This is a genomic window from Enterobacter sp. JBIWA008, assembly GCF_019968765.1.
GTDB lineage: Bacteria > Pseudomonadota > Gammaproteobacteria > Enterobacterales > Enterobacteriaceae > Enterobacter.
In genome coordinates, this window is sequence record NZ_CP074149.1 from 2,313,173 (window position 1) to 2,329,505 (window position 16,333).

The following is a 16,333-nucleotide window of genomic DNA, read 5'->3' on the forward strand; positions in this document are numbered from 1 at the left end:
CCTCAGAATTTTTATCTACTCATGGTAGTTTACACGTTTTCTGCGGGGTGCTGCACGCGTTGTTCCGCAGGGCGGATCCGGTACCAGATCGCATACATCGCTGGCAGGAAGACGAGCGTGACGATCGTCCCGCCCAGCGTTCCGCCGATCAGCGTCCAGGCCAGCGTGCCCCAGAACACCGAATGCGTCAGGGGAATGAAAGCCAGCACGGCGGCCATGGCGGTCAGCAGGACCGGACGTGCGCGCTGCACCGTCGCTTCAACCACCGCCTGGAACGGCTCGAGACCCTCTTTCTGGTTATAATCGATTTGACCGATCAGGATCAGCGTATTGCGCATAAGAATGCCGGAAAGGGCGATCAAGCCGACCAGCGCGTTGATGCCAAACGGCTGATTGAAAATCAGCAGCACGGGCACCACGCCAATCAGCCCCAGCGGCGCGGTTAAGAACACCATCACCATCGCCGAGATTGAGCGCACCTGCAAAATGATGAGCAATAGCGTCAGGGCAATCATGATCGGGAACAGCGGAATCATTGCCTGCGTGGCTTTGCCCGATTCCTCAATCGAACCCGCCATGTCGATACGGTAGCCGGCCGGCAGCGCATCAACAATCGGCTGGAGCTGCTTCATGATGGCGACCGACACGTCCGGCGGCTGAAGATTGTCGGCGATATCGCCCCGCACGGTAATCGTGGGGATGCGATCGCGACGGCGCAGGATCGGGTCTTCCATGCCGATCTCAATCTTGCCGATTTGAGACAGCGGAACGCGCTGTCCCGCATTGCCAACAAGCGTGAAACCCTCGATTTTTGCCGGATCAAGACGGATATCTCCCGCCGCACGGCCAATTACCTCAACCGAGCGGATATCTTCCCGCACGGAGGTGACGGGCACGCCTGAGAGCAGAAACTGAAGCTGATCGGCAACGGCGCTGGAGGTTAATCCGGTTGCCTGCAGGCGGTTTTGATCGAGGGTGAAATGCAATACGGGAACGCGCGACCCCCAGTCGGAGTTGACGGTTCTCATCATCGGGCTCGCCTGAAGCACGGCTTTCACCCTGTCAGCGATGTCATGCACCTGTTCGACATCCGGCCCCGACACGCGCCAGGCAACCGGGAAGGGCGAGTAAGGGCCAAACACCAGCTGCGTGACCCGCACGCGCGCTTCGGGGGCAAGGCCATTGGCGACCGCTTCTCTCAGCCGGAGCTTGAGCGCCTCGCGCGACGTCTCGCTGTCCGTCAGGATCACGATTTTCGCAAAAGACGGGTCGGGCAGTTCAGGCGCCATCGCCAGATAAAAACGGGGCGACCCCTGACCGATATAGGCCGTGACAATTTTGGCTTCGGGCTGCTGGCCCAGCCACGCTTCGATTTTTGCGGTTGCGGCACTGGTTTGCGCAATCGAGGTACCGTAGGGCATCTGCACCTCAACCAGTACTTCCGGGCGATCGGAGGTCGGGAAAAACTGTTTTTTAACCAGCCCCATACCGAGCACGGCCAGGATGAAAATGGCGACCACCAACCCGGCCACCCGCCATTTTCTGGCGATAACGCGGGCAAGCAGCTGGCGAAAACGGTTATAGCGAGGCGTGTTATAGATGGCGGCATGACCCCCTTCGACTTTCGGGATCGCAGGCAGGATTTTCACCCCAAGATAGGGCGTGAACACCACCGCGACAAACCACGAGGCAATCAGGGCGAGGCCGACAATCCAGAACATATTGCTGGTGTATTCCCCGGCGGTCGACTGGGCAAAGCCGTTCGGCATAAAGCCAATGGCCGTCACCAGGGTACCGGCCAGCATGGGCGCGGCGGTATGGCTCCAGGCGAAGGCCGAGGCTTTGATTCTGTCGTAACCTTCCTCCATTTTCACCACCATCATTTCGATGGCGATAATGGCATCATCAACCAGCAGGCCGAGGGCGAGGATCAGGGAGCCCAGCGTCACGCGGTCAAAGTTAATTCCCGCGGCTTCCATCACCACGAAGACGACCGCCAGCGTCAGCGGTACCGCCGCCGCAACGACCACCCCCACGCGCCAGCCCATGCTGACAAAACAAACCACCATGACCACAAGCAGGGCGACAAAAAATTTGATCATGAACTCATCGACCGACGAGCGAATATTCACGGACTGGTCGGTAACTTTGGTCAGGGACATGCCCAGCGGCAGGCTATCATTTATTTTTGCCGTTTCCGCATCCAGCGCTTTACCCAGCGCCAGACCGTTCCAGCCTTCGCGCATCACGATGCCCAGCAGAAGGGCGGGTTCATGCTGATTACGTATCAGCATCGTCGGGGGATCTTCGTAGCCTCGCTCAACCGTTGCCACATCGGACAGCTTGAGCGTTTTGCCCTGAGCCACAAAAGGCGTATCGCGGATTTTCTGCAGTTCATCGAACGCGCCGTCCAGGCGGATAAAAATTTGCGCGCCTCGGGTCTCAATGGAACCCGCCGCGGTTAACGCGTTCTGGCTGTTGAGGGCGTTGAAAATATCCTGGGGTGAGAGCCCTATCGTCGCCAGACGGTCATGGGAGAAGGAGATATAAATCCGCTCGGCCTGTTCGCCGATAATGTTCACTTTCTTCACGCCGGGAACGTGCAGAAGCTGCTGGCGCAGGCCTTCGGCATCGCGTACCAGCTGCCGCTGCGGTTCGCCTTTTGCTTTCAGGGCAAAGAGGGCAAAGGTGACATCGGAGAATTCGTCATTGATCATCGGGCCGATGACGTCCGCCGGAAGACGCTGCGATTCATCTCCAAGCTTCTTACGCGCCTGATAGAACTCCTCCTGCACTTCGGCAGGCGGGGTCTTGTCCTGCAATGACAACGTGATAAACGCCATGCCGGGACGGGTATAGGTTTCGGTACGGTCATACCATTTGAGTTCCTGCAGGCGCTTTTCCAGCGGCTCGGCGACCTGATCCTGAATTTCCTGCGCGGTGGCGCCCGGCCAGACGGTTATCACCGTCATTTGCTTTACCGTGAAGGGCGGATCTTCCGCGCGCCCGAGCCCAAAGAAGGCGTAAATTCCGGCAATCGTGACCAGAACGATCAGAAACAGCGTAATGGAACGTTCGCGGACGGCCAGCGCAGACAGGTTGAAGCGGCTTCCGCTCATGGCGTGTTCTCCGCCAGGGCGGCATTGCGCTGCTTAGTAAGCCTGACTACCTCACCTTCGTGCAGAAGATGGGCACCTAACGCAACAATTTTCTCCCCGGGCTTCACGCCGCCCGCGACCTGCGCCGCATCTTCACTCACGCTCAGCACCTTGACGGGCGTCCATGCGACCTTTGCCGGCTGGGCAGAAATGCGCCAGACGCCGGGACCTTTTCCTGCATCATAGAGTGAGGCCAGCGGGACCTGCATGACCTGACCTTCCGCTTTATTGTCCTGAATGTTCAGCGTGACGGTTGCCCCCAGCGGCGCGTTCGCCAGCAGGCCATCCAGCACGTAGCGGGCTTCATAAGTGCGGGTAGCGGCATCGGCCGAGTCAGACAGCAGGCGCAGCGTTGCGGTGACCGGGTGTGCTTCATTGCCATAAAGCGTGGCCTGCGCTTCGCTGCCGACGGCAGGGCGCAGCGTTTCCGGAAGCTGCACGAGCGCTTCACGCTGTCCCGCTCTGGCGAGCCTGATCGCCACCTGTCCGGCACTGACGACCTGACCCGGCTCGGCGAGCGTCTCCATGACCACGCCGTCTGAATCCGCCAGCAGTACGGCATAGCCCGTGGCGTTTTGCGCCACGCTGGCCTGCGCCCGGGCGGCGCTGAGATCGGCCCTGGCCGTATCGGCCGCCGCCTTGATCTGGTCATACTCCGAGGCAGACACGGCGCCGGACGCCACAAGACCGCGATAGCGCGCCTCATCGCTGGAGGCTTTTCGCGCGCGCGCCTGGGCTGCATCCACCGCGCGCTGCTGCGCCTGGGCCTGCAATTTCAGGTCAACCGGATCCAGTCGCAGCAAGGGCTGGCCGCGTTTGACGGTCTGTCCCGTATCAACCAGTCGCTCAAGGATTTTTCCCTGAACCCTGAAGCCTAAATCACTTTGCGTTCTTGCGACCACAACGCCCGTGAAGGCGCGGGCGGTATTGTTAGCAAGCTCGACGGATGCGGATCTGACGAGCGGTGGCTTTGTGCGCGGATCGTCACTCGCGGAAATATCTCCGCACCCCACCAGGGCAAACGGCAGGAGACAAACGGCAACGCGGGCTGAAGTGAGCCTGAGCATGGGAAACCTTTTTGACGTAACAGGACGGTATCCGCATTCTCTGGCTAGTGACCAAAATTGTCAATGGTCACAAATTAGGGGGCCAGGCTTCTTAAAATCAGTGAAGAGAGAAGCACCGCCGCGGTGGGGGCCATTTCGAGGTTATACTGCAGCTGGATGGGATTGATAAAAGGACACATCACCATGTGTATAGCCTGTGTGACCTCATCCAGCGGCGTTTTTCTTTCGAACTCTCCGGCCTGCCTGCCTTCGATAATGATGCTCTCTATCAGCTTCATCAGGCTTTCTGCATACCGTTCTGTCGACGGCCACTGCTCGCGTGCGGCGACGGCGGCAATGTCGTAAAGCTTACGGTCGTGGAAAAACAGCTCGCTCCCCGCTTCGGTAAGCGCCTTGAAAAGACGGCGTAATTTTTCGCTTGCTGACGGCGCATCCTCGATGGCGGAAAGCACCGCCGCCATGATCAGCTCCAGGCGGTTAGCGCAGATCACCTCGCCGATAGCCTGTTTGGAATCGAAAAACTTATAAATGTAGGACTTTGAAAAACCGATTGATTTAGCCAGTTCGGCGACGGTGGTTTTTTCATAGCCGTAGTGACCGAAGTGCTCAAAAGCGGCTTCGACGATTTGCTCTCTGACAGCGTGGTCAAGTGGACCACGTGCGGATGGGGGGTTCATATTTTTAGTCATTATTTAAGCTTAGCGTGACAGGCTATGATTAACAACGAGTGACCATTTTGTACTTTGGTTACCGTCATTCATCATCAGCCCTTCAGACGGGACGATCAACCAGGAGGGGTAAGTGTATCACTGTTTTTCGCGCACTATGGCATCTATCTGTCTGCGATAAGCGAGGATTTCAGCGCAATTCCCTTACGCTGAACAGATCCGTTTTTGCTTAAGCCGAGCGCGGACGCAATATTTTTTCAACGATAAGCACCAGACGCCTGCGCGTCACGAACCGGTGTAGCTGTCCCAGAAGCCAGTTACCGCAACCGGTAATCAGGTAGCTACGGTTACTCTCCACGGCCTTCAGCGCCAGGGTGACCACCTTGTCAGCGGGCATTCTTTTACCTACCGAGGCTTCCTCAGCATTCACCACATCAAAAAAGGCCGTATCCGTTGCGCCGGGGCAAAGCGCCAGGACGCGAATGCCCTTTGAGCAATATTCTCCCCACAGCGCATTCGAAAACGAGAGCAGGAAGGCTTTGGTTGCGCCATAAATCGCCATATAGGGATCCGGTTGCATCGCGGCCGTTGAGGCAACGTTAATAATTACCCCGGTGCCTTGCTGCAGCATTCCCGGCAGCAAGGCGTGAGTCAGCTCCACCGGGGCCAGGCAGTTCACGTATATCTCATCACGCTGCCTGTCGATCGACAGCTTTTCGAATCGCCCATAGGTGGCGAATCCGGCGCAATTAATCAAAATTTCGGGGAAACGTCTTAAGGTTTTAAGCCGTTCCACAATGTGGGGAATGGCTTGCGGCTTTACTAAATCCTGCACAATAATCGTGATGGATACGCCGTGCTTTCTGACTAACTCTGCGGCAAGCGCCTGCAGCTTTGTCCCGGAGCGGGCGACCAGGATCAATGCCGAGCCGCGGGCAGCGAGCTGTCTGGCGAAATCACGGCCTATGCCCGAAGATGCTCCGGTAATCAGCGCTGTTTTTTCTGTATAATCAAAAGAATTCATATGTTTAACTCCGTTTCCCTAATGTCTGCCGCACAGGATAAACCGTGCACTTAGGTACACGGTCAAGCGTGATTTTTACAAGGTGAGGGCGACGCGATGCGAATTGGTGAACTGTGTGCGAAAACGGGATTGTCGAAAGAGACGGTGCGTTACTATGAGCGGCAGGGGCTATTGGAGAATATCCCGCAGCCGAATCGCAGCAATAACTATAAAGTTTATTCCGCCGTCGATTTACAGCGTTTAAACATGATCGGGCATGCCAAAATGCTGGGCTTTACCTTAGCCGAAATTTCAGAGGTTTTAGCTGTCTGGGTTGACGACAAATTTACCGCCGAGCAAAAACAGGCTTCTCTGCAGCGCAAGCTGCAGCAGCTTGAAGAGAAAGAAGCGGCGTTAATTGAACTCAGAGCCAGGTTGAAAAACGCCCTTAATAAGGTCGGACAGCCTTGTGTCGACACGTTTTGATCGCCGGGTAAGAGGAGGTCGCAAAACCGATGCGGCCTTGTATTGCGGCGCGATGAGGAAACCATCGAAAGCGGGAGCGACGCTGGCGAAGTTATCCAGCCCAACAGCGCTAATCATCAGCGGATAGCCTTCGCGATCTGCAAGAGACTGCATCTTTCTGGCGAGAGCGTTTGCGGTATTACCAAACAAACAGCATATCAGAGGCTTTTTCATGTTTTGTTCCTCCTGAAAACCGCTCTCAGAGTAGTCCTGAGGTTGTCACCAAAATGCGCGCCGCCTCTTGTTTTGGCGATAAATTAACCACAGTTGCCTGATGCTGAACAAATTAATGTTCTTTTAGCCAGTCGAGAAAAAACTGGCTAAACGCCGTGACCTGAAGCGGCTGCAGTTTGCGCTGCGGGTAGACAAACTGCAGCCCGACATCTTTGCGGTCGTATCGGCTAAAGCCGGTGAAGCTGTCGGCAAACAGTACCGTGAGTCTTCCGGCCTCAACGTCGTCTTTGACGTCCCACCACGATTTCCCCGCGATGCCAGCCCCGCTGAGCGCCCACTGACGAAGCAAAGCCCCGTCGTCGCACACCATGGCAGGCTCTACGCGAACGACGCTTTCCTCCCCATCTTTTTCAAAGCGCCATTCGTTCATCACCACGCCCTGAGACTCAAGCGCCAGGCACCGGTGCTGAGCTAAATCGGCAAACGTGGCGGGGATACCGCGTTCGTTAAGATACTCTGCGCAAGCGACCAGCACCCGATGGTTAGGGCGGATGTTTCTGACGACAAGGCTGCTGTCCGGCAGGTTGCCGAAACGCACGCTCATATCCAGCCGGTTAGCGACCAGGTCCTCAACGTGTTCTCTTAGCGAGATGAAAAACTTAACGTCGGGATGGCGCCGGGAGAATTCCACGACGGCGGGGCTAAGATACTGCCTGCCAAAGTCCGAGGGCGCAGAAAGGCGAATGTTGCCGCTGAGCACGCCTTCTTTTTGCGTCAGTAACGACTCGGCGTGATGCACCTCTTCCAGCACGCGCAGGGCGGCATGGTAAAACTCTTCCCCGGCGCGGGTCAGCGTGATGGATCGCGTTGAGCGGTGAAACAGGCGCGTCTGGTAACGCTCTTCAATCGCCTTCAGCCTGGCGGTCATGGTGGCGGGGGAAAGCGACAGGCGTCGTCCGGCGGCAGAAAGACCGCCGGCCTCGGCCACTTCCACCAGTAACGCCATGTCTTCGAGTTTGCCCATTATTCATATTTTCCGAAAAGTGCATCTGCTTTTAGCGTAATTATCAAAATCAGATGCCGCCTGTAAAGTGATTTCATCCAAACCATAAGGGATCAAGACATGAAACCTATCTCACTTTTTGAACGCTACAGGCTGGGTCAGCAAGACCTGAAAAACCGTATCGTCATGGCGCCGATGACCCGCGCGCGCTCCCTGCAGCCGGGAAATATTCCATCGGCGCTGATGGCGGAGTATTACCGGCAGCGGGCCAGCGCCGGATTAATCATCACTGAAGCCACCCAGATTTCGCCTCAGGGTCAGGGATACTCATGGACGCCCGGCATCCATTCGCCGGAGCAGGTTTCGGGATGGCAACTCACGACGGGCGCCGTGCATCAGGCGGGCGGGGTGATTTTTTCGCAGCTCTGGCACGTCGGGCGAATGTCGCACGCCAGTTTTCATCAGGATGGTCAACCCGTCGCCCCATCAGCACTGGCGCCGGACGCGCAGGTGTGGGTGGTGAATGAAAAGGGGGAAGGCCAAATGGTTGACTGCCCGACGCCGAGAACGCTCTCGCGCAAGGACATTCACAGCATCATCGCGGACTATCGTCAGGCGGCACTAAATGCCGTTCAGGCCGGGTTTGACGGCGTTGAGGTTCACGGCGGAAACGGCTATCTGATCGACCAGTTCCTGCGTCAAACCTCCAACAAACGCACGGATGAGTACGGCGGCACGCTGGTGAACCGGATCCGCTTTGCTCAGGAGGTGTTAAGCGCCATTGCCGAGGCCATTGGCCGCGAGCGCACGGGCATCCGCCTTTCCCCGTTTATTACCCAGCGCGGGATGAACGATCCGCAGGTGACGGAAGCCATACTCGCTCTCGCGACCTGGTGTGAACAAAAAGGGATTGCGTTCATCCACCTGGCGGAAGCCGACTGGGACGACGCGCCGCAGGTGCCTGAACAGTTCCGTCAATCGCTTCGCGAGACGTTCAGCGGAACCCTTATCGTTGCGGGGAACTATGACCTTGAAAAAGCGGAAAAGATCCTTGCTGCCGGCTATGCCGATTTGATTGCCTTCGGACGGCCGTTTATTGCCAACCCGGATTTACCCCACCGGCTGGCGCACCGGCTGCCTCTGGCCCGGGTGCGCGACCCCGCCACGCTGTTTGGCGGCACCGCGACGGGATATACCGATTACCCCATTTACACCCTGCAGGAGGAAACGTTATGACCAGTAAAACCTTAATCATCGGCGGCGCTTCCGGCATCGGTTTCGCCGTAGGCAGCCTGCTTGCCGGGCGCGGCGAGGAGATTATTCTTGCGGGCCGCGACGGCGCGAAGCTGGACGCCGCGCGGCAGCGGCTGAGCGCCCACGCCGCGTCTGTTCACACCCTCTTGCTGGATATAAGCCGTGAGGCAGAGCTGGTTACACTCGGTGAAACGCTGGGTGAGGTTAATAATATCGTCGTCACGGCGGGTTCGCAGGCACCGGGCGGGCTTCTTTCCGGGCTGGATCTCCGCGCGGCAAGGCTCGCCTTTGATACGAAATTCTGGGGAAGCATCAATGTCGCCCGCTATCTCAGCGGGAACATCGCCCCCCGCGGTACGCTGACTTTTACCAGCGGGTTTGTGGCGCGCCGCACCGTGGCGGGCGCCATTGTCAAAACGACGATGAATGCCGCCATTGAGGCCGCGACAAAAGTGCTGGCGAAAGAGCTTTCCCCGCTGCGCGTCAACGTCGTGAGTCCTGGGCTGACCGACACGGAAGCTTACGCGGGGATGGACGCCGCCGCGCGGGAAAAAATGCTCGCTGGCGCGGCGGAAACTCTGCCAGCCAAGGCCTGGGGAAGGGCGCAGGACATCGCGCAAGGGTATCTTTTCGCCATTGATAATCCCTTTGTCACGGGGGCGGTCATTGATATTGAGGGCGGGGCGTTAATTAACTGACTCCCTCTGATTTGAACCGCAGGAAATCGAATGCGGGTAATGTAATACTCTATTGAGAGATATCATGAAATATTCGACGTATTTTCATTCGGCTGTAGCGATGGTTATTTTTACAGGTCTGTCGGGCAATGCGATTTCCGCGCAGGGCGAATGGGTTCAGCCGAAACAGCTTATAGTGGACAACAGCCTGCCGCAGGCGCAATTAAAGGCGAATGAAGCCGTTGCCAGAGAATATGCCTCATTCTGGGACACGGGTAATGAAACTCTGGCGCGTGATGCCCTGGCGGCAGGTTTTATTGATAAAACGCCCCCGAAAGGTCGTAAGCAAGGTCCCGAAGGCGCTATTTTAGCTTCCCGTGCGTTTCGCGCAGCCGTGCCTGATTTGCGCTGTGACGTTGAGCAAATGATTATTTCAGGCAATCGCGTGGTCTCGCATTTACATTTTCACGGCACATTCACCGGGACATTCGGCAAGCTGAAAGGAAAGGGGCAGAAAATAGATTTTATCGCCACGGATATTTATGAGATCGCTGACGGTAAAATTGTGGCTAACTGGCATATTGAGGACAACCTGACGCTGATGAAACAGCTGGGCGCGCTGTAAAGTCATCACTCCGGGGCGGCCCGGAGTGATGCGAAAATCCTATAAGCCAAGATCGCTCAGCGAAGGGTGATCGTCCGGGCGTCTGCCCAGCGGCCAGTGGAACAGCCGCTCAGAGGCTTTGATCGGCATATCGTTTACGCAGGCAAAGCGGCGCTTCATCAGTCCGTCCGGCTCAAACTCCCAGTTTTCATTGCCGTAAGAGCGGAACCAGTTGCCGGAATCATCATGCCATTCATAGGCATAGCGCACCGCGATCCGGTTCTCCGTAAATGCCCAGAGCTCTTTAATCAGACGATAGTCCAGCTCTTTTTTCCATTTCCGCTCCAGAAACGCCTGGGCTTCTTCACGGTTGGTGGCGAACTCTGCGCGGTTGCGCCATTGGGTATCCAGCGTATAGGCAAGCGCGACTTTCGCCGGGTCGCGGCTATTCCAGCCATCTTCTGCCAGTCTGACTTTTTCGATGGCGCTTTCACGAGTGAAGGGCGGTAAAGGAGGACGTGTGTTCATGGCGATTACCTCAGCGTTATATTATGTAGACAGGTCTGTCTACTTGCGCTAATCTATGCCTGTAAAATAACGCTGTCAACATCCTTTTTGAGGCTATCCAAAAGTGAAAACAGAACCCGCAGGCAACGATGCAAAAATCAGCGTCAGAGATAAGATATTACTCACGGCGCACGATCTGTTTTATTCCACGGGCTTCAGGGCGACGGGGGTGGATACGCTGATTAAAGCGTCTAAAGTGACTAAGGTGACGTTCTATCGCCATTTTCCCAGCAAGAGCTTGCTTATTCTTGCCTATTTGAACTATCGTCATGAAATATGGATTAACTGGTTTGAGATCGCGCTGCGTCGACATCTCGATGAAGGCGACAAACCTGCTGATGCGATATCTTCAACGCTTTACGAATGGTTTATTTCGCCTGAGTTCCACGGCTGCGCTTTTATTAACGCCAGCGCAGAGGCAAAATCGGAAGATATTGAAAGCGAAATAAAAGCGATATGCCGCGATCATAAAATCGAAACAAAGAAAAAGATTGCATCGCTGACGAAGATCGCTGATGAGCGCGTCGTCAATGAAACCATGCTGCTTATTGACGGCGCAATTATTCATGCGCAAATGGGCATGGATACGGATGAGGTCATCACGTCGTTGAACAGGGCAATAGCAGAGTTAATGGAGCACTAATCAGCCCGCGCTTTCTCAGCATCCCGTTCCTTGCCGACGAGGAGTGCGGCGGGGATGAAAAATCCCCGGCGTCAGTATGTGCTGTTACACAAGGGTGTAAACCCCCGCTCCCCAGTAACCGGTACCCGGGCGGGTCTGTTCTTTCCAGCCTGATGCGATCAGTTCCTTCGCAATAAACCGGTTGATGATCCCATGCCCCATAAGCAAGACGGGGCCGTCGGAGCCCTTAGCCGCCGTCACGAGGATCTCAGCCGCCTTAGCGGCACGTTTTTTTGCGACGCTTACGCACTCTGCCTCGCCAGACAGGCCGCAGAGCCAAAGAATACGAAACAGCGCCGCCCAGTAAAAAGGCGATAGCCGTAACCCCGGAATACGGAACACCGGCAGCTCTGCTTCCCGAAAAACCTCATCAATTAAGCCCGGTTGACACCCCAGCGTTTGCAACGATGAGAGGGCTCTCGGGAGAGGGCTGCTGAGAAACGTGAGCGCGCGATACGCCAGGATTTTAGCAATTTCCGAAGGTCTGTCGCTGCCCGTTGAAGAGCGGTTATAGCTGTCGATCCACTCTGCCATTTCCCTGTACGACACTTTTGGCTCATCTCTGTGCTGAGGTTCTCCATGCCGCATCAAAATAATTTCCATAAGTTTTTATCACCCATCATCCCTTCATCAGAGGCAGATTAACGCGATCGGACGAGGTTTTTCACCCACCCGTTTTAGTGTGTCTGAGCCTGGAGCGTACTTAGCAGACTTATCAGTCTGTAAAATATTTTCATGCGCGCGTATTCTGTGGGAAAGCGTTGAGCATAACCATTGAGGGTAAAGGAAGCGGAAAATGAGAACACAGAAGCGATGCCTTGGCTGCGTGGCTATTGTGGTGGATGACTACGATCGCGCCATTGAATACTACACAGACAAGCTGGGGTTTACCCTCGTCGAGGATACGCCTCAACCGGGTAAACGCTGGGTGGTAGTCTCCCCCAACCCGGAAAGCGACTGCAATATTTTGCTGGCTCGTGCTTCTAACGAGAGGCAGGAAAGCTTTATCGGTAACCAATGCGGCGGCAGAGTTTTCCTGTTCCTTCAGACGGACGATTTTTGGCGCGATTACCGTGCAATGAAAGACAAAGGCGTTCATTTCTGCGAAAAACCTCGTGAGGAAGAGTACGGTACGGTGGTGGTGTTTGAAGATATGTACGGCAACCGCTGGGATCTCTATCAAAATGCCCAACGGTGAATGACGCCATAAAATTGTTTCATTCGCCGTTCATCAACAAGGGTTATTAAAAAGGATACCGTCCATGACTCTTCGAATACGACAGGCCACCCGTGCCGAATTATGGGGATGTCTCTTTAGGGCGAGTGCTCTCGTCGCGCTGTGCCAGCGATAGCGCGCTGGCGCTGGCGGGATCGAACAGCGAGAGGCTCTCAATCTGATTGAGTAAAATCACCCTGCGGAATGACATGGCGCTGCGTGGTTCGGAGTCGAGCGTAATGTCATGCTCCGCATACCACCTGCTGTAGTTATTCTCGATGCGCAGATTCATGGTCTTCGCGTCTCGATGACCGCTTAACATCGGGATCAGCACGATATTGGCCGTTTTTTCATATTCCAGCGTCGCGGTGTGGATCATGCCGACGTAAATCCGCCTTGACCGGAGCGTGACCTGCGCCAGTTCCCCTTGCTCCATGCACTGGTACAGCAGCTGTTCAATGCCGCTCGACTGCGCGAGACGTTTGTAGAGCTTTTTCCGGCTTTCGCCGTCCAGCCTGGCGCTGCCTGCCCAGTTAGAGCGGTAGAGGCAAAACAGGATGGCAAACGCCAGCATCACGACCACCGGCGCCTGAATGCCTAAAAAGCTCCAGTTCATAAAGTCGATTTGCCAGTCGGTATATTTCGGTGAGGCAAAGTGAAAAGCGTTATTGGCGGCGGAAAGGGCGAGCAGGAGCAGCCAGAGCAGACCGGTGGCAATCACGCCCTGCAGAACGAAAATACAACCGTAAAGTGCAACGAGAAAATAGACGTCCCAGCCAAAGGAGCGCTTGATTTTAAAGCGGGTCGACAGATCGCGGCTGGTGTACCAGTACCCGCATACCATCAACACCATAAATATCGCCGTTCCCATATCAGGCCCTCTTTAGCGTGTCGACGTGACGCAGAAAATCCTGCCGCACCTCGTTGCTTTTGTAGTTCACCGAGGCGTTCCCGTCCTGGTCGATGATGATGCGATCGCCATCTTCGACGGCTTCAATAATTTCCTGCTGGCTCATCACCTGAAGCAAAGATTCGGGGCTGGAGAAAAGCGAGAGAAAGAAGCGCTTCATGTCTGGCATCCTTATGAATTAAAAAGGATAAGCCTGGAAGAAGACCTGAAAGTTTGCCTTAAGGATAACCCGAAAGTGAAGGCCGGGTGGCGGCTACGCCTTACCCGGCCTACAAAAACCACTTTTTGATGGTGCCTCAACTCATTGATATATAGCTAATATAAAAAATAGATCGTCACAAACTTGGACAAATAACGTTAATTGTGTAAGTTTTAATTATGCGATAACGCCACGTTGTTTACAGCCAGGATGTGACCCATGAGCACTTTGCCCTCTGTCGTGAGTCGGTTTGTTGAGTACTACGCCGCACTGGATAGCCAGCCGCCGTCCGCGCTGGTCGGGCTTTACCATTCAAATGCCACGCTTATCGATCCGTTTGGCGAGCATGACGGGATTTTCGCGCTTCAGCGCTACTTCACCCATCTGCTGGCCAACGTCGAGCAGTGCCGTTTTACCATCGATCCGCCGCTGTGCAGCGGGAACCGGTTTGCTGTTACCTGGGTGATGCACTGGTCGCACCCGCGCATTGCCGGGGGCGAGCCGCTCGAACTGCCTGGATGTTCCGTGGTGGACACGGAGAACGATCTCATCACGCACCAGCGCGACTACTACGATGCGGGAGAGATGATCTACGAACACCTCCCTCTGCTTGGCTGGGCTGTACGCGGCGTGAAGCGGAGGGTCAAATCATGAAGACGGTGCTGATTACCGGGGCAAGCTCAGGCATCGGTGCCGGGCTGGCGAAATCCTATTCCGCTGACGGCTATCATGTGATTGCCTGCGGGCGCGATCTGGCACGCCTGGAAGCCCTGCATCAAACCTGCCCCAATCTCACCGTTCGCCTGTTCGATATGACAGACAGGGACGCCTGTCGCCAGGCGCTGACCGGCAGCTACGCCGATCTGATTATTCTCTGCGCCGGTACCTGCGAATATCTCGATGGGGGCGTGGTAGATGCGGCGCTGGTGGAGCGGGTCATGAACACTAATTTCCTCGGGCCGGTGAACTGCCTTGAGGCGCTGCAGCCGCAGCTGGTTGGCGGTAACCGCGTGGTGCTGGTGAGTTCCATGGCCCACTGGCTGCCTTTTCCAAGGGCAGAGGCCTACGGCGCGTCCAAAGCGGCCCTGAGCTGGTTTGCCGAGAGTCTGCGCCTGGACTGGGAGCCAAAAGGGATTGCCGTCACGGTTGTCTCTCCGGGCTTTGTCGATACGCCCCTGACGCAGAAAAACGATTTTTCCATGCCGGGCAGGGTGAGCGTCGACGAGGCGGTCAAGGCTATCCGTACCGGGCTGGCGGCTGGGAAAATGCACATCGCATTTCCTGCCGGATTTGGCTTCATTTTGCGGCTGCTCTCCTGGCTGCCTGCGTCTCTTCAGCGCGCGCTGCTGCGCAGGATGGTGCGTTCATGAACATTGCGATTATCGGCAGCGGGATTGCCGGGCTGACCTGCGCCTGGCGCCTGTCCGGACACCATCAGGTGACCCTGTTTGAAGCGGGTGCCACGCCAGGCGGCCATACCGCAACGGTTGACGTCTCGACGCCTCAGGGCACATACGCGATCGATACCGGGTTTATCGTCTACAACGACCGCACCTATCCGCGCTTTATGGGCCTGCTCAGCGAGCTGGGCATCAGCGGACAAAAAACGCAGATGAGCTTTTCGGTACACAACCCGGCGACGGGGCTGGAGTACAACGGCCACACCCTGACGTCGCTGTTTGCCCAGCGCCGAAACCTGGTGAACCCTGCATTCTGGCGGCTGCTCGGGGAGATCGTCCGCTTCAATCGTCTGGCAAAACAGGCGCTGGACGGGGAGGTGGACCCGAACGCCACGCTGCAGACGTTTCTGGACCAGCACGGCTTCACGCCGTTTTTTGCGCGCCACTACATTCTGCCGATGGGGGCCGCCATCTGGTCCTCGTCGCTGCAGGAGATGAAGCGTTTCCCGCTGCCGCTTTTCTTACGTTTCTTCCAGAACCACGGGCTGCTGGATATCACCCAGCGCCCGCAGTGGTACGTGGTGCCGGGCGGCTCGCGGGAGTATATCCGCGCCATGCTCGACAAGCTGGGCGACCGTCTGAATCTGCATCTCAATTCTCCGGTGCAGCGGGTGAGCCGCCACGAGCACGGGGTTACGCTTCAGCTCGAAAACGGCAGCCATACCTTCGATCGGGTGATCTTTGCCTGCCACTCCGCCAGCGCTCTGGCGATGCTTGATGACCCGACGCCCGCAGAGCGCGAGGTGCTGGGCGATATCGGCTGGCAGCGCAACGAGGTCGTTTTACACAGCGACCCGCGCTGGCTGCCGGTGCGGCAGCGCGCGTGGGCCAGCTGGAACTACCGCCTGAGCGCGCAGGAGCAGGCCAGCGCCTGCGTCACCTACAACATGAACATCCTGCAGGGGCTGCCTGCGGGAAGCCCGCTGTTCTGCGTCACCCTCAACCCGGACGCGCCGGTAGATGAACGCTTCGTCTGGCAGCGCTTTGTCTATGAACACCCGCTGTTTAACCCGCAAAGCTGGCGGGCGCAGGCGCGGCGCGGCGAGATCAACGGTCATAACCGGAGCTGGTACTGCGGGGCCTACTGGTACAACGGTTTTCATGAAGACGGCGTGCGCAGCGCGCTGGACGTGGTCAATGCGATAGCGGTCGGAGAGGGGAACTGA

At 56.6% G+C, this 16,333-nt stretch carries 19 protein-coding genes; 9 read left to right on the forward strand and 10 right to left on the reverse strand.

The features are described from left to right. Positions 1-29 precede the first annotated feature (29 nt). The 4 genes from KGP24_RS11320 to KGP24_RS11335 form a co-directional block, all read right to left on the reverse strand. Complete coding sequence (locus tag KGP24_RS11320) at positions 30-3,119, reverse strand: efflux RND transporter permease subunit (protein WP_223563371.1); 3,090 nt, start codon at positions 3,117-3,119, stop codon at positions 30-32. Continuing rightward, on the reverse strand, positions 3,116-4,225 hold the full coding sequence (locus KGP24_RS11325; protein WP_223563372.1) for an efflux RND transporter periplasmic adaptor subunit: 1,110 nt from the start codon (positions 4,223-4,225) through the stop codon (positions 3,116-3,118). Before KGP24_RS11325 ends, KGP24_RS11320 begins: the two co-directional genes overlap by 4 nt. 74 nt (positions 4,226-4,299) lie before the next feature. After that, positions 4,300-4,914 carry a TetR/AcrR family transcriptional regulator gene (locus KGP24_RS11330; protein ID WP_223563373.1) on the reverse strand — a complete coding sequence of 205 codons (615 nt, stop codon included), beginning with the start codon at positions 4,912-4,914 and terminating at the stop codon, positions 4,300-4,302. A 208-nt stretch (positions 4,915-5,122) separates the two neighbouring features. Then, a complete protein-coding gene (locus KGP24_RS11335; RefSeq protein ID WP_223563374.1) occupies positions 5,123-5,917 on the reverse strand; it encodes an SDR family oxidoreductase in 795 nt (264 codons plus the stop codon). Between the two features lie 129 nt (positions 5,918-6,046). Between KGP24_RS11335 and KGP24_RS11340 the strand changes: the two genes are divergently transcribed. Then, entirely contained in the window at positions 6,047-6,382 is a 336-nt protein-coding gene (locus KGP24_RS11340; protein WP_245403338.1) for a MerR family DNA-binding protein, read from the forward strand. On the opposite strand, the gene KGP24_RS11345 is transcribed toward KGP24_RS11340, so the two are convergent. Together KGP24_RS11345 and KGP24_RS11350 are read right to left on the reverse strand one after the other, a co-directional pair. Beyond that, the gene (locus KGP24_RS11345; protein ID WP_223563376.1) at positions 6,311-6,595 is read right to left on the reverse strand and encodes a hypothetical protein; all 285 of its coding nucleotides are present in this window, start codon (positions 6,593-6,595) and stop codon (positions 6,311-6,313) included. The genes KGP24_RS11340 and KGP24_RS11345 overlap by 72 nt on opposite strands. A 112-nt stretch (positions 6,596-6,707) precedes the next feature. After that, a complete protein-coding gene (locus tag KGP24_RS11350; protein WP_223563377.1) occupies positions 6,708-7,619 on the reverse strand; it encodes a LysR family transcriptional regulator in 912 nt (303 codons plus the stop codon). Positions 7,620-7,718: 99 nt separating this feature from the next. On the opposite strand from KGP24_RS11350, the gene KGP24_RS11355 reads away from it, so the two are divergent. The 3 genes from KGP24_RS11355 to KGP24_RS11365 all read left to right on the forward strand — a co-directional run bounded on the left by KGP24_RS11355 (position 7,719) and on the right by KGP24_RS11365 (position 10,154). After that, complete coding sequence (locus tag KGP24_RS11355; RefSeq protein WP_223563378.1) at positions 7,719-8,834, forward strand: alkene reductase; 1,116 nt, start codon at positions 7,719-7,721, stop codon at positions 8,832-8,834. Next, the gene (locus KGP24_RS11360; RefSeq protein WP_223563379.1) at positions 8,831-9,550 is read left to right on the forward strand and encodes an SDR family oxidoreductase; all 720 of its coding nucleotides are present in this window, start codon (positions 8,831-8,833) and stop codon (positions 9,548-9,550) included. Before KGP24_RS11355 ends, KGP24_RS11360 begins: the two co-directional genes overlap by 4 nt. A 64-nt stretch (positions 9,551-9,614) precedes the next feature. After that, entirely contained in the window at positions 9,615-10,154 is a 540-nt protein-coding gene (locus tag KGP24_RS11365) for an ester cyclase (protein ID WP_223563380.1), read from the forward strand. Positions 10,155-10,193: 39 nt separating this feature from the next. Here KGP24_RS11365 and KGP24_RS11370 read toward each other — a convergent pair whose 3' ends face one another. After that, on the reverse strand, positions 10,194-10,661 hold the full coding sequence (locus KGP24_RS11370; RefSeq protein ID WP_023311608.1) for a DUF1348 family protein: 468 nt from the start codon (positions 10,659-10,661) through the stop codon (positions 10,194-10,196). 103 nt (positions 10,662-10,764) lie between these two features. On the opposite strand from KGP24_RS11370, the gene KGP24_RS11375 reads away from it, so the two are divergent. After that, the gene (locus KGP24_RS11375; RefSeq protein WP_223563381.1) at positions 10,765-11,343 is read left to right on the forward strand and encodes a TetR/AcrR family transcriptional regulator; all 579 of its coding nucleotides are present in this window, start codon (positions 10,765-10,767) and stop codon (positions 11,341-11,343) included. Between the two features lie 84 nt (positions 11,344-11,427). Here the strand turns inward: KGP24_RS11375 and KGP24_RS11380 are convergent, their stop codons facing one another. Further along, complete coding sequence (locus KGP24_RS11380; RefSeq protein ID WP_223563382.1) at positions 11,428-11,970, reverse strand: histidine phosphatase family protein; 543 nt, start codon at positions 11,968-11,970, stop codon at positions 11,428-11,430. Between the two features lie 208 nt (positions 11,971-12,178). Between KGP24_RS11380 and KGP24_RS11385 the strand changes: the two genes are divergently transcribed. Continuing rightward, positions 12,179-12,580 (forward strand): VOC family protein, encoded by a 402-nt coding sequence (locus KGP24_RS11385; RefSeq protein WP_223563383.1) that lies wholly within the window; start codon positions 12,179-12,181, stop codon positions 12,578-12,580. Positions 12,581-12,680: 100 nt separating this feature from the next. Here KGP24_RS11385 and KGP24_RS11390 read toward each other — a convergent pair whose 3' ends face one another. Both KGP24_RS11390 and KGP24_RS11395 read right to left on the reverse strand, forming a co-directional pair. Continuing rightward, positions 12,681-13,469, reverse strand: a complete 789-nt coding sequence (locus KGP24_RS11390) for a hypothetical protein (RefSeq protein WP_223563384.1) — start codon at positions 13,467-13,469, stop codon at positions 12,681-12,683. Position 13,470: 1 nt separating this feature from the next. Further along, complete coding sequence (locus KGP24_RS11395) at positions 13,471-13,668, reverse strand: hypothetical protein (protein WP_023335609.1); 198 nt, start codon at positions 13,666-13,668, stop codon at positions 13,471-13,473. Positions 13,669-13,926: 258 nt separating this feature from the next. Here KGP24_RS11395 and KGP24_RS11400 point away from each other — a divergent pair, with 258 nt between their 5' ends. The 3 genes from KGP24_RS11400 to KGP24_RS11410 are packed head-to-tail and all read left to right on the forward strand — an operon-like array spanning position 13,927 to position 16,333. After that, positions 13,927-14,361, forward strand: coding sequence for a nuclear transport factor 2 family protein (locus tag KGP24_RS11400; protein WP_223563385.1), 435 nt, complete (start codon positions 13,927-13,929; stop codon positions 14,359-14,361). Next, positions 14,358-15,077 carry an SDR family NAD(P)-dependent oxidoreductase gene (locus tag KGP24_RS11405; RefSeq protein WP_223563386.1) on the forward strand — a complete coding sequence of 240 codons (720 nt, stop codon included), beginning with the start codon at positions 14,358-14,360 and terminating at the stop codon, positions 15,075-15,077. The genes KGP24_RS11400 and KGP24_RS11405 overlap by 4 nt, the downstream gene beginning before the upstream one ends. Next, positions 15,074-16,333, forward strand: a complete 1,260-nt coding sequence (locus KGP24_RS11410; protein ID WP_223563387.1) for an FAD-dependent oxidoreductase — start codon at positions 15,074-15,076, stop codon at positions 16,331-16,333. The genes KGP24_RS11405 and KGP24_RS11410 overlap by 4 nt, the downstream gene beginning before the upstream one ends.

Excerpts from the sequence above, each read along its gene's own strand:
- KGP24_RS11320 (WP_223563371.1), bottom strand. The coding sequence starts at position 3,119 with ATGAGCGGAAGCCGCTTCAACCTGTCTGCGCTGGCCGTCCGCGAACGT.
- KGP24_RS11325 (WP_223563372.1), bottom strand. The coding sequence starts at position 4,225 with ATGCTCAGGCTCACTTCAGCCCGCGTTGCCGTTTGTCTCCTGCCGTTT.
- KGP24_RS11330 (WP_223563373.1), bottom strand. The coding sequence starts at position 4,914 with ATGACTAAAAATATGAACCCCCCATCCGCACGTGGTCCACTTGACCAC.
- KGP24_RS11335 (WP_223563374.1), bottom strand. The coding sequence starts at position 5,917 with ATGAATTCTTTTGATTATACAGAAAAAACAGCGCTGATTACCGGAGCA.
- KGP24_RS11345 (WP_223563376.1), bottom strand. The coding sequence starts at position 6,595 with ATGAAAAAGCCTCTGATATGCTGTTTGTTTGGTAATACCGCAAACGCT.
- KGP24_RS11350 (WP_223563377.1), bottom strand. The coding sequence starts at position 7,619 with ATGGGCAAACTCGAAGACATGGCGTTACTGGTGGAAGTGGCCGAGGCC.
- KGP24_RS11355 (WP_223563378.1), top strand. The coding sequence starts at position 7,719 with ATGAAACCTATCTCACTTTTTGAACGCTACAGGCTGGGTCAGCAAGAC.
- KGP24_RS11360 (WP_223563379.1), top strand. The coding sequence starts at position 8,831 with ATGACCAGTAAAACCTTAATCATCGGCGGCGCTTCCGGCATCGGTTTC.
- KGP24_RS11365 (WP_223563380.1), top strand. The coding sequence starts at position 9,615 with ATGAAATATTCGACGTATTTTCATTCGGCTGTAGCGATGGTTATTTTT.
- KGP24_RS11370 (WP_023311608.1), bottom strand. The coding sequence starts at position 10,661 with ATGAACACACGTCCTCCTTTACCGCCCTTCACTCGTGAAAGCGCCATC.
- KGP24_RS11380 (WP_223563382.1), bottom strand. The coding sequence starts at position 11,970 with ATGCGGCATGGAGAACCTCAGCACAGAGATGAGCCAAAAGTGTCGTAC.
- KGP24_RS11385 (WP_223563383.1), top strand. The coding sequence starts at position 12,179 with ATGAGAACACAGAAGCGATGCCTTGGCTGCGTGGCTATTGTGGTGGAT.
- KGP24_RS11390 (WP_223563384.1), bottom strand. The coding sequence starts at position 13,469 with ATGGGAACGGCGATATTTATGGTGTTGATGGTATGCGGGTACTGGTAC.
- KGP24_RS11395 (WP_023335609.1), bottom strand. The coding sequence starts at position 13,668 with ATGAAGCGCTTCTTTCTCTCGCTTTTCTCCAGCCCCGAATCTTTGCTT.
- KGP24_RS11400 (WP_223563385.1), top strand. The coding sequence starts at position 13,927 with ATGAGCACTTTGCCCTCTGTCGTGAGTCGGTTTGTTGAGTACTACGCC.
- KGP24_RS11405 (WP_223563386.1), top strand. The coding sequence starts at position 14,358 with ATGAAGACGGTGCTGATTACCGGGGCAAGCTCAGGCATCGGTGCCGGG.
- KGP24_RS11410 (WP_223563387.1), top strand. The coding sequence starts at position 15,074 with ATGAACATTGCGATTATCGGCAGCGGGATTGCCGGGCTGACCTGCGCC.